Origin of the sequence: Nonomuraea sp. NPDC052129, assembly GCF_040680095.1 — a bacterium.
Classification (GTDB): Bacteria; Actinomycetota; Actinomycetes; order Streptosporangiales; family Streptosporangiaceae; genus Nonomuraea.
In genome coordinates this window covers 41,984-53,113 of record NZ_JBFAVX010000036.1, presented here as the reverse complement: position 1 = coordinate 53,113, position 11,130 = coordinate 41,984, and the positions used below count along the sequence as shown (strand labels likewise).

The 11,130-nt window shown below is 69.5% G+C and carries 9 protein-coding genes and 1 pseudogene; 2 read left to right on the top strand and 8 right to left on the bottom strand.

Going from position 1 to position 11,130, the window contains the following annotated elements; translation table 11 throughout:
• Nucleotides 1-90: 90 nt before the first annotated feature.
• The 3 genes from AB0L53_RS47890 to AB0L53_RS47880 all read right to left on the bottom strand — a co-directional run bounded on the left by AB0L53_RS47890 (nucleotide 91) and on the right by AB0L53_RS47880 (nucleotide 1,676).
• Nucleotides 91-564, bottom strand: coding sequence for a cytochrome P450 (locus AB0L53_RS47890; RefSeq protein ID WP_364010018.1), 474 nt, complete (start codon nucleotides 562-564; stop codon nucleotides 91-93).
• Nucleotides 524-748: a hypothetical protein gene (locus tag AB0L53_RS47885; protein WP_364010015.1), complete on the bottom strand. Its 225-nt coding sequence runs from the start codon at nucleotides 746-748 to the stop codon at nucleotides 524-526. The genes AB0L53_RS47890 and AB0L53_RS47885 overlap by 41 nt, the downstream gene beginning before the upstream one ends.
• Nucleotides 749-1,028: 280 nt before the next feature.
• A complete protein-coding gene (locus tag AB0L53_RS47880) occupies nucleotides 1,029-1,676 on the bottom strand; it encodes a TetR family transcriptional regulator (protein WP_364010012.1) in 648 nt (215 codons plus the stop codon).
• A gap of 483 nt (nucleotides 1,677-2,159) precedes the next feature.
• Between AB0L53_RS47880 and AB0L53_RS47875 the strand changes: the two are divergent.
• A pseudogene (locus AB0L53_RS47875) lies at nucleotides 2,160-3,131 on the top strand (RICIN domain-containing protein); the annotation flags it as partial.
• 75 nt (nucleotides 3,132-3,206) lie between these two features.
• Here the strand turns inward: AB0L53_RS47875 and AB0L53_RS47870 are convergent.
• Genes AB0L53_RS47870 through AB0L53_RS47855 form a run of 4 tightly spaced genes read right to left on the bottom strand, consistent with a single transcriptional unit; the run spans nucleotide 3,207 to nucleotide 8,000 of the window.
• The gene (locus AB0L53_RS47870) at nucleotides 3,207-4,916 is read right to left on the bottom strand and encodes a hypothetical protein (RefSeq protein ID WP_364010009.1); all 1,710 of its coding nucleotides are present in this window, start codon (nucleotides 4,914-4,916) and stop codon (nucleotides 3,207-3,209) included.
• Nucleotides 4,917-4,934: 18 nt separating this feature from the next.
• Nucleotides 4,935-5,735 carry a carbohydrate ABC transporter permease gene (locus AB0L53_RS47865; protein ID WP_364010006.1) on the bottom strand — a complete coding sequence of 267 codons (801 nt, stop codon included), beginning with the start codon at nucleotides 5,733-5,735 and terminating at the stop codon, nucleotides 4,935-4,937.
• Nucleotides 5,732-6,718 carry a sugar ABC transporter permease gene (locus tag AB0L53_RS47860; protein ID WP_364010004.1) on the bottom strand — a complete coding sequence of 329 codons (987 nt, stop codon included), beginning with the start codon at nucleotides 6,716-6,718 and terminating at the stop codon, nucleotides 5,732-5,734. Before AB0L53_RS47860 ends, AB0L53_RS47865 begins: the two co-directional genes overlap by 4 nt.
• Nucleotides 6,719-6,722: 4 nt before the next feature.
• Nucleotides 6,723-8,000: a sugar ABC transporter substrate-binding protein gene (locus tag AB0L53_RS47855; RefSeq protein WP_364010001.1), complete on the bottom strand. Its 1,278-nt coding sequence runs from the start codon at nucleotides 7,998-8,000 to the stop codon at nucleotides 6,723-6,725.
• Between the two features lie 251 nt (nucleotides 8,001-8,251).
• On the opposite strand from AB0L53_RS47855, the gene AB0L53_RS47850 reads away from it, so the two are divergent.
• Nucleotides 8,252-9,268, top strand: a complete 1,017-nt coding sequence (locus AB0L53_RS47850) for a LacI family DNA-binding transcriptional regulator (RefSeq protein WP_364009998.1) — start codon at nucleotides 8,252-8,254, stop codon at nucleotides 9,266-9,268.
• Between the two features lie 110 nt (nucleotides 9,269-9,378).
• Here the strand turns inward: AB0L53_RS47850 and AB0L53_RS47845 are convergent, their stop codons facing one another.
• Nucleotides 9,379-11,097: an MFS transporter gene (locus AB0L53_RS47845; protein WP_364010240.1), complete on the bottom strand. Its 1,719-nt coding sequence runs from the start codon at nucleotides 11,095-11,097 to the stop codon at nucleotides 9,379-9,381.
• Between the last annotated feature and the right edge of the window lie 33 nt (nucleotides 11,098-11,130).

Here is an 11,130-nt window from a genome sequence, read left to right as displayed (position 1 = left end):
CTACCACCCCCCCCATTCTTAAATTCCCCCCCCCCCCCCCCAACCCTTCCTGGTGGGGGGGGGCCCCCCCCCCCCCCCCACCTCCTTGGGTCACCAGGTGACGGGCAGTTCGTGCACGCCGTAGACCATCCCGTTGAACTTGAACGGGACCTGGTCCAGGTCGGTGGCCAGTTTCAGCGTCGGAACGCGCCGGTAAAGGGTGCCGTAGACCACCTGCAGCTCCATGCGGGCCAGCGGCTGGCCCAGGCACTGGTGCACACCGAACCCGAAGGCCACGTGGCGGCGGGCATCGCGCTGGATGTCGAGCCGGTCGGAGTCGGTGAACGCCTCGGGGTCGCGGTTGCCCATCTCGTTCACCATGATCAAGCCTTCACCGGCGCGCACGGTCTGGCCGGCGACCTCGAAGTCCTCCGTCGCGACGCGTAACCGTCCGTTGTGCACGATGTTGAGGTAGCGCAGGAGTTCCTCCACGGTGGAGGCGACGAGCGCCGGATCGTCGGCCTCACGCAGCAGGGCCAGCTGCTCAGGATGCTCCAGCCGGGTGAGAGTGCCCAGGGCGATCATGTTGGCGGTGGTACGGGACCCCGAGCAGTTCGCAGATCACCAGCGACGGCACCGGCAGCGCGAACGCCTCCACCAGGTCCGCCGGGTTCGGGCCGGCCAGCAGGTCGTCGATCAGCTCGTCCACGATCTTCTGCACGGACGGGCGCATGGCCTCGATGCGCTTGATGGCGAACGGCGCGGTCACCAAGCGCTGCCGCGCGGCGGCGCGCCGGTCACGGGCGATGGGTCACGGTGGCCTGTCAGAGTCCGACGATCGCGTCGGTCAGGCCGGCGGCCAGGTCCACGGGGGGAGCAAGCCGGGCCGGCGCTGGTTCAGGCCGACTGCACAGGGCGTGCCATGCCACGCAAGTAAATCAGATGATTTAGCCAAGTCAAGCACACGGTTTAACAGGGCTCAAGTCGTCCACTTGGCGGGGCCGCCTGCCGCCTCGCCTGGTCGGCGGGCTGGGCAGACGGCGGGCCGGTCACGAGCGGGGTGTCACCGGGGCCTGCCACAGGCCGACGATCGCGTCGATCAGGCTGGTGGCCAGGTCGTCCCAGGCCGGATGGAGGGTGGGGGCAGCGTCGGCGAGGGCGCGTTCCCGCTCGACGCACATCTGCACGATGAGGTGGCGGGCCATGGTGACGCGTTCGCGGCGGATCTCGTCGGGCAGGCCGGGCAGGGACCGGGACAGGCCGTCCCGGAACAACCGCAAGATCGGGGCGGCGGTCAGGGCCTCGTCGACCATGACCGCGTTGAGCGCGGGGTCGGCCATGACCTGCGCGGTGAACCGGGCGTACCAGGTGGGGCTGCCCAAGGTCTCCAGGTGTTCGGCGAAGGGGCGGACCAGGCACGACGCCCAGTCCCGCGGGTCGGCGGAGTCGCCGATGCCGGTCATCATGCGTTCGCGGATGCGCTCGATATGCCCAGCGTGCTTGCGGGCGATCGCGCGGATCAGGTCGGCCTTGGTGCCGAAGTGGTAGCTGACCGCGGCGTTGTTGCCCTGCCCGGCGGCCTCGCTGATCTGGCGGTTGCCGACGGCGTGCACCCCGCGTTCGGCGAACAGCCGCTCGGCCGCGGCGAGCAGGGCTTCCCGCGTCGCGCTGACCTGCTCGTCTCGTGTCATCTTCATGATCGTCGTCTTCTACCGCACCGGGACTTCGCGCAGCCCGCGACGGCCGAGTCCCTCAGGTCGTCGCAGGTCCTCGGCCGTGCACGGCGAGGCGTGATGGAAGGACAGCTTATGCAATAGGCCGATCAGCGGCCCTGCCCGCCGTTTGACAGCCGCCCATCCACCGCTTGAGTTAAATCAATCGATTGATTTAATTGCCCAGCGCCGCAGCCTTTCGATTCGAGGAGGAAAACAGTGACGACAATTCCGGAGTGCCTACCGTGCGTCCGGGTGGATCTACGGCATGACGGAGAACGCGTCCGGACCGGCGGATCACTTCTACCGTGACGTCAAGTTCCGGTACACGCGGGCCGGTGACGCGCAGCTCGGCTCCCCCGGCGGCCGGGTGTCGGGCGCCTACGACCGCAGGTGGAACGCGACGCTGGCCCAGGCCCGGCGGGCGATCGCGCTCGGCGGCCAGTTCATCATCCTTCCGCATGATTTATGGGGCGCGGACGGGTACCCGATCCCCCCGCTTTCCGGGCGACAACGGCAACTGGTCCGACTACGACGCCTTCCTCACCCGCCTGGTGGAACGGCTACCTCGACTTCGTCCGTGCCAACAACGTCATCCCTGACATCGTCAGCTGGCACTCCCTGCCCGGCGACCCGGTGGCCAACGTGGCGGCCGCCAACGCCACGCTCGACCCGCGCGGCGTCCCGCACCCGCGGCCGTACCAGATCAACGAATACGGCGCGTCCGACGAGCAGAACCCGGGAGACGGGTCGTGGTACATCGCCCGGCTGGAGCGCACGGGCACCGACGGGTCACGCGCGAACTGGGCGAGCGCCGGCAACCTGCACAACGATCTGGGCAACCTGCTCGTCCGCGACAGCGCCGGCCGGCACCTGCCCAAAGGCGAATGGTGGGTCCACCGCTTCTACGCCTCCCAGACCGGCCAGATCGTCTCGACGGCCCCGAGCGCCGCCTACGACGCCTTCGCCACCAAGGCGGCCTGCGTGGCCAAGGTCCTGATGGGCGGGACGAGCGGCAACATCGCCGTCGGTCTGCGCCGCCTCGACACCACCAGCGGCATCGTGCAGAACAACCAGGTCCGCGCGCTCGTGCAGCGCGTTCCGTACAACGGCGGCGGCGCGGTCCAGGGGCCGATCACCGTGCAGAACACGGTCCTGACGCTGTCGGGGAACGCGATCACGCTGAACCTGCCGCACACCAACGCCGACGACACGTTCATCGTCACGCTGCTGCCGCCATCGGACGGCGGCTTCCAGTCCGTGGCGATCGCGCAGCACTCCCAGCAATGCCTGGACAACACCGACCTGAGCACCGCCGACGGCAACGTGCAGCAGCAGTTCCCCTGCGAGGGCGGCGACCAGCAGCTGTGGAACTTCCGGCCGGTGACCGGCGTGAGCGGCACGTACACGCTGGTCAACCAGCAGAGCGGGAAGTGCCTTGAGGTGAACGCGGCGGCCACGGCCGACGGCACGCCGGTGAGCCGGCGGACCTGCCGGTCGGCCAGGCCAGTCCGCTCAACCAGACCTGGCGGCTCTGGGGCCGGTGACGGGTGCGGGCTTGGCACGCCGCCGCTCGTGGGCCGCGGCGAGAATGAGGTACGCGCTGGCCGTCCAGGTGTAGGCGCGGTCGCGCAGGCCCGCGCCGGTGCGGGCGTCGAAGTTCTCCGCGAATCCCGATTTCTCGCACAATGCGCGGAAGCGGGCGCTGATCTCGTCGGCCAGGTCCGGGAATCCGGCGCGGCGCAGGCCGTCCTCGATCAGCACGGTCGAGGGCGCCCAGATGGGGCCGCGCCAGTAACCGTCGTCCTGGTAGTGCTCCGAGGCGGGCAGCTCGGTGGCGGGCCCGAACGCGGTCAGGTGCCGCTCGATCCGGGCGGCCAGCGCCGCCCGGACGGGTCGCGGCAGCTCCTCCCCCAGCACGATCGGCATGAGGTCGAGCAGGCTGGAGCTGGACCAGGTACGTCGCGAGTGCGCACCGCGGGCGACGAATCGCTCGCCGTCCCACAGTTCGGCGAGGAGCGCGTCGCGCATCCGGTCGGCCTGTTCGGTCCACTTGGCGGACGCGCCGGGGTCGGGTGCCAGGCGGGCCAGCTCGCGCATCTGCAGCACGAGGAAGGCGGCCAGGTCAGCGGTCTCGACGACCCGCTCGGGATCGAAGGTGGTGGCGTTGTCCCAGCCGCTGTCGTTGCCGTGCTGGTAGTGCGGCAGCTCACGGCCACGGGCACGGCGGGCGTCGAGCCAGAAGGCGGTCCAGCGCTCCAGCAGCCGATAGACCTCGGCCGGGTCGGGCGCGGCAGGGAGGTGGCGCAGGGTCCAGCCGTGGATGGGCGGCTTGACGAAGTTGTACAGGATCTCGGAGTGGGTGACGGAGTCGGGCAGCGCGCCGGCGGCGTCCTGGTGGTCGAAGGGCAGCCGGTACTGGTGCCAGGCCAGCTCCGGCAGACCACCGGCGAGGGCGAGGGCGTTGAAGCAGTGGTCCCAGCTCCACACCTTGTCCATCCAGTGCTTGGACATGAGCACGGCGGGCCGGGTGACGAACCCGGCGGGGCGGACGGTGGCCGACCACAGCACGTAGGCGGCCAGCTCGGCGGCGGGCGTGCGGTCATTACGCCAGGACGCGACCGCCGTGGCGAACGCGTCGAACTCCGCCCGCGCCGCCTTGGCGACCTGCTCGAAGGCGTCGCCGCTGGTGTAGGGGGCGCGGGCGGTCTCGTACTCCTCGATGGCGATCTCCCACTCCCCGCTGAGGAGGAGACCGCGTTCGGCGGTGCCCAGCGCCTGCGTGCCGCGGTGTTCGGCCTGCCCGCCGAGGAGCGTGATCCGGTAGCGGCGGCCGGTCTGGTAGACGGTGAAGACGTACGAGCCGTCGACGGGGTCCTGGTAGAAGTACGGGCCGCTGAACGGCGTCAGGACGGGGTCGGCGGCCAGCAGACGGAGCCCGAGACCGCGACCCCTGACCCGTACGGTGTCGGGGCCGTCGTAGGCGAGGTCGATCCGGCCATCGTCCCGGCTCCAGGTGAGCTGATGCGGGGTGGCCGTGACGACGCTCTCGGCGCTGGGGATCAGCCGCAGGATCGCGTGCATGCCGGTCTGGTGCGAGACCAGGTGCACGTCCTCGGCGTAGGTCTGCTCCGCCACCACGGGCGAGAAGCCGAACCAGGAGCCGTGGAAGCTGAACGGGATGTCCCGCAGGGAGAACACCGGGCCTGAAGCGGCGACGGTCATGAAGTGAAAGGTCCCTTCTCAGTCTTTGACGGCGCCCGCGGTGACGCCGGCGGCGACATAGCGCTGGGCGACGACGAGCAGGATGGTGGCGGGGACGGAGGCGATCACGGCGGTCGCCATGATCGCGTTCCATTCCTGGTTGTTGTTGCCGATGTAGTGGTAGATGCCGAGGGTGATCGGCTGGTGGTCGCCGCCCTGGTCCAGAGTTGAGGCGAAGATGAAGTCCGACCACGCCCACAGGAACGCGAACAGCGACACGGTGATGAGCGAGTTTCGGCTGACGGGCAGCACGATCGAGACGAACGTACGCACCACCCCGGCGCCGTCGGTACGGGCGGCCTGCAGCAACTCCTCCGGGATACCGGACATGAACGTGGTCAGGATCAGCACCGCGAACGGCACGGCGAGGGTGGAGTCGGCCACGATCAGTCCGGGAACGGTGTTGAGCACGCCGCTGGACAGGAAGATGGCGTAGAAGCCCATCGCCATGATGATGCCGGGGATCATCTGCGCGATGAGCAGCACGAAGCTCAGCGCCCCGCCGCCGCGCGGGCGCAGCTTGGCCAGCGAGTACGCCGCCGGCGCCGCGAGCACCAGGGTCAGCGCCACCGTGCCGAGTCCGACGACCAGGCTCACCCCCAGGTAGGGCAGCTGCTGGTCCAGCACCGCCCGGTAGCCGTCCAGGGTGCCGTTGACGGGGAACCAGTTGGTCCTGCGCATGTCCTGGTCGCGGGTGAACGACACGTTGATCATCCAGTAGACCGGAAACAGCATCACGCCGGTCAGCACCAGCCCGATCGCGGTCTTGAGGTGCTTCATGCCGGGGTCTGCCTTCGCTGCGCGCGGATGTAGACCAGGCCGAAGACCAGCGCCATGACGATGAGCAGGTTCCCGACGGCGGCGCCGGGACCGAAGGAGGGCACCAGATTGCCGAACCCGAGCCGATAGGACCAGGTGGCGAACGTGGTCGAGGCCCCGCTCGGCCCGCCCTTGGTCATGATCCAGATGATGTCGAACACCTTCAGCGTGTAGACCAGCCCGAGCAGCAGCGTGATCGCCGACACCGGCCGCAGCAGCGGGAACGTGACCCGCCAGAAGCGCTGCCAGCCGTTGGCGCCGTCCAGCGCGGCGGCCTCGTAGATGGCCGGCGAGATCGCCTGCAACCCCGAATACAGCACCACCAGGTTGAACGGGATGCCGATCCAGATGTTGGCGATGATGACCGACCACAGCGACCAGTCCGGCGAGGTCAGCCAGTTCACCGGGCCGATGCCGAACCACGACAGCGCCGCGTTGACCACGCCGGAGTCACTGTTGAGCATCCACGACCAGGTCGAGGCGGACACGATCAGCGGCAGCAGCCACGGCACCAGGAACAACCCGCGCAGCGTGGCCGAAAGCCGGAAGTTCTTCAGGAAGAACAACGCCAGCGCGAGCCCGATGGCGAACTGGAAGGCCAGCGAGACCAGCGTGAACACCACTGTGTGCCACAGCGCGGGCCCGAAGGTCGCGTCGGCGAACACTTTCGCGTAGTTGGCGAACCCGGCGAACGGGGCGTCGCCCCGCACGAAGGAGCGCACGGTGTAGTTACGCAGGCTCAGCTCGATATTGCGGTAGAGCGGATAGGCGTAGAAGACCAGCAGGTACAGCACGACCGGGGCGAGGAACGCCCAGGCCGCCCACTGTCCGGACCGCGCGCGTGCCGCCCGGCGGCTCCGTGCCGCCTGATGAATTCGTGCCGCCCGGCGATTTCGTGCCGTCGTCCGGGCGGTACGCACAGGTTTCTGGATGGCTCGGCTCATGCTGCTACTGGATCGCGCTCGCCGCCGACGACTGCGCCGCCGCCATCGCCTCTTGCGGAGACTTCGACCCGCTCAGCGCCGCCTGCACCGCGCCCCACATGGGCTCGGAGATCTTCGGGTACTTGGTGCCCAGGTCGTCGCTGGTGCGGCCCTTGGCCGCCTTGACCGCCTCCACCCACACCCGCAGGTCGGGTGTGGCAGCCACCTGCTTGGCCTGCACCGCCTCCGTGGGCGCGATGTAGGACAGCGTGGTGGTCGTGGTGAGCGAGTTGTCGGCGCTGGTCAGGCAGGTCACCAGCTTCTGCGAGGTGGCGTAGCGCGCGGTGTCGGACTGGACGGGGATGCTGACGAACTCGCCGCCGGTGGGCGCGGGCGCGGTGCCGCCGCCCTTGGCGGGGACCGGGATGATGCCGTACGCGAAACCGGCCTTCTTGGCGTAGGCCAGTTGCCAGGTGCCGTTCTCGGCGAAGGCGAAGTCGCCGCTCGCGAACTCCTGCCAGCTCGTCGTCTGGGTGTTGTTGATGACCGAGTTGGGGGCGTACCCCTTCTTCAGCCAGTCGCTCCACAGCGCCACCGCCGACACGCCTTCGGGCGAGTCGAGCTTGGTGAGGTTCGCGCCGGAGCCCCAGAACCAGGGCAGGAACTGGAAGCTGCCCTCCTCGGTGCCGATCGCCGAGAACGTGATGCCCTTCTTGCCGGACGCCTTCACCTTCTCCAGCGCCCCGGTCAGCGACGCCCAGTCCTTCACCGAGGCGATGTCCACCCCGGCCTTCTTCAGGACGTCCTTGTTGTAGTACAGGGCGAGGGTGTTGGCGCCGATCGGGACGCCGTAGGTCTTGCCGCCGCTCTGACCGGCGGCCAGCAGGTTCGGCGCGATCGCCGTGACGTCGAGCTTGTTCTCCTCGGTGGTGGTGAGAACGCCTGCCTCGGCCAGCGTGGAAACGACGGGATTGTCGACGATGAGCACGTCCGGCGAGTTGCCCTGCTGAGCGGCCAGCAGCGCCTTGTTGGTCAGGTCGCTGGTGTCGTAACCGGTGCGCTCGACCTTGACGCCGGCGTCGGTGCCGCACTTCTCCAGCAGCTTCACCCACTCCGAGCTCTTGTCGTACTGCGGGTACGGGTCCCAGACCGTGTAGGTCCCGCCTCCGGCGGCCGGGCTCGCGCTCGCCGAAGCACCGTTGCCGCTTTCGGGCGATGACGAGCAGGCGACCAGCCCGCCCACGGCGGCCAGGACCGCCAGACTCGCGCCGGCCGCACGCCGGCTCCTTGCCGCTGATCTCATTGGGCTGACCTCCGCTGACAGGCGTTACGCGGCCGTTTCCCGGCCGAGTCGAATCGATTCGCCGAACCGATTCGCTGAAGATAGGCCCGCTTCCCGCGAGAGTCAATGGGAGGTGCGACTGGATCACTGGGATGTCGTGTGGGATGCGCGGCAGGCGGCATATCCTCGTCACGGACTCCGAGGACGTAGCATCTCGTGAACCGGTTCGACCTACCATGGTCGCCGGGCGGTGGATCGGACGAGGAGCACGGGTGAACATCGGAGAGATCGCCAAGCGGGCGGGCGTGTCGCGCAGCACCGTCTCGTACGCGCTCACCGGCAAGCGCCCGGTGTCGGAGGAGACCAAGCGCCGCATCCAGGCCGTCATCGACGAGCTGGGCTACCGGCCCAACGCCGCCGCCAGGGCGCTCAAGGAGGGCCGTACCCGCACCATCGGCCTGGTCATCCCGCCCGCCAGCCAGCGCCTGACCGACATGCAGCTCGGCTTCGTGGCCAGTGTGGTCGACGCCGCCGCCCGCGCCGACCTCGACGTCCTGCTGTCACCCTCGGGCGGCGAGCACGACCGCTCCTTCGAGCGCGTCGTCACCGGGCGGCGCGTGGACGGCGTCATCCTGATGGAGATCCGGCTGGAGGATGACCGGGTGACCCGGCTGCTGGAGAGCGGCCCGCCGTTCGTCGGCATCGGCCGTACCCGCCGGCCGGAGGACATGTCCTGGGTGGACATCGACTACGAGACGCTCATCGCCAAGTGCGTCCATCACCTGGCCGACCTCGGCCACCGGCACCTGGCGCTGGTCAACCGCAACGCCGAGTTGGTCGCCGCCGGCTACGGGCCGGGCCACCGCGCGCAGGCCGGCTTCGATCGCGCCATCGCCGAACGCGGCCTGCACGGCGTGCGGGTCTGCTGCGCCGACGACGCCCAGGCCGGACAGAGCTGCCTGCGGCAGCTGCTCGCCGACCATCCGGAGCTGACCGCCATCGCCACCATCAACGAGGCGGCGGTGTCCGGCATGTACCGCGCGCTGGCCGAGGCGGACTTGACCGTGCCCGGAGACTTCTCCATCGCCGGTGTCGCCGCCCAGCACTGGGCCGAGAACCTGCACCCGCCGCTCACCGCCGCCGACGTCCCCGCCGACGAGATGGGCGCCCGCGCTGTCGAGCTGCTCATCCAGCGCATCGCCGACCCGGCCACCCCGCACCGCCACCTCCTGATCGCCCCGCCGATCTCGCTGCGCGCCACGACCGGGCCCGCCCGGCCCCGCGCCTGACGACTAACGACACCGCCTGGACTCAGTCTGGGTCCAATCCAGGTCCGGTCCGCGTGACGGCGGCATGTCGCGAGCGTTTCCTGGCTCTTGACCACCGCGCCAAGAGACGCTTATGGCCTAGTCGAATCGATTCGACTTGCCTTTTGAGCGCTCCCCCGAACAGGAATGGATTCCCGGCTGTCGTTACCGGAGCCCTGGGTACGTTGCCGCGGACCTCGCGCGAGAACGTAGACGAACAGGACCGCCATGACCGCCGCGCCCGCCCACATGGCCTGCTGCCAGCCGTCGACGAAGGACTCCCGGGCGGCTCGGATCAGCGCCCGCGCCTGGGGACCGGCCCCGTCTGCGGCTGTGAGGGCGTTGACGACGCCCTCACGGGCGGCGTCGGCGCCTGGCACTCCGTCGAGGCGGGCATCGATGGCGCCGCGGTAGCCGGCGGTCAGGACCGCTCCGAGCAGCGCGACACCGAGCGCGGTGCCGAATTCCCGGGTGACGTCGTTGAGCGCGGACGCGACGCCTTGACGCGCACGCGGCAGTGCGGCGGTGATGGCCTCGGTGGCGGGCGTCATCGTCAAACCCATGCCGAGTCCCATGGCGAGCATGCCGGGGAGGATCGACAGGTAGCCGCCGTCGACGGAGACGAAGGTGGCCATGAGGACCAGCCCCGCGCCACCCAGGAAGATCCCCGAGGCCATCGTCGAGCGGCCGCCGACGCGCGCGGCCAACCTCGGGGCGAGGCCGGAGGCGAACATCATCAGCAGCGCCATCGGCATGAGCGCCAGGGTGGAGCGCAGGCCGGACCAGCCGAGCACCGCCTGAAAGTACGGAAAGAGGACCACGAAGATCCCTGCCTGCACGCCGAAGACGGCCAGGAGCGACATGGAACCGCTCGCGAGACCTCGCTCGCGGAACAGGCGGACGTCGAGAAGTGGCGCCGGACGGTGTAGCTCCCATGCCACGAATCCGGCAGCGGCGATGACGCCGACAAGGAGGCTCAGTAGTGTCGCGGGCGCGGTCCAGCCTCGTTCGGGGCCCTCCTGGAGGAAGAAGACGAGCCCGACCACCGCGACCACGGACGACAACGAACCGACGGTGTCGAACCCATGCCCGGACGCCTCGCGCGAGTTCGGCACGGATCGCAGCGTCATGACGATGGCGACGACGACGAGCACGACCGGCAGGGCGAAGAGCCACCGCCAGCTCGCCAGGTCGACCAGGATGGCCGACAGGTACATCCCCAAGATGCCGCCACCGCCGGCGACGCCGGTCCACACGCCGATCGCCTTGGCACGTTCCTCGTCCGGGAAGGTCGAGGTGATGACCGCGAGGGTGGCCGGCATGATCATCGCCGCGCCTACGCCGCTCAGGAAACGCGCGGCGAGCATGAGCTCGGACGACGTGGCAAGGCCGGCCGCCGCACTCGCCACGCCGAAGACGAGCAGGCCGGCGAGCAGCACCGGCCGGCGGCCCCACCGGTCGCCCAGCGCGCCGAGCGGCAGGAGCAACGCGGCCAGAGTGAGGGTGTAGATGTTGATGAACCACAAGACCTCGGATTGCGAGGTGTCGAAGGCGACGCTGAGCTCCGGCTGGGCGACGTTCAACCCGGACACCGAAGCGATGACGGCCATGAGCGCGACGCAGACCCCGGCCAAGATCGTACGTCGTTGCCGTGGGTCTTGGATGGTCGGGCCTGGGGCTTTCGCGTCTGAGGACGGGTGCGTACTCACGGGATTCCTTTCTCGAAGGCAGGGGGAATCGGCGCCGGAGCGGCCCGGTGTCAGGCCGCTGGGCTCACGAGCCAGGTACGGGTTCGGCGGGTTGCCGCCCATGGATCCGGGAACCCCGGCTGGCCTCTCTTGCCA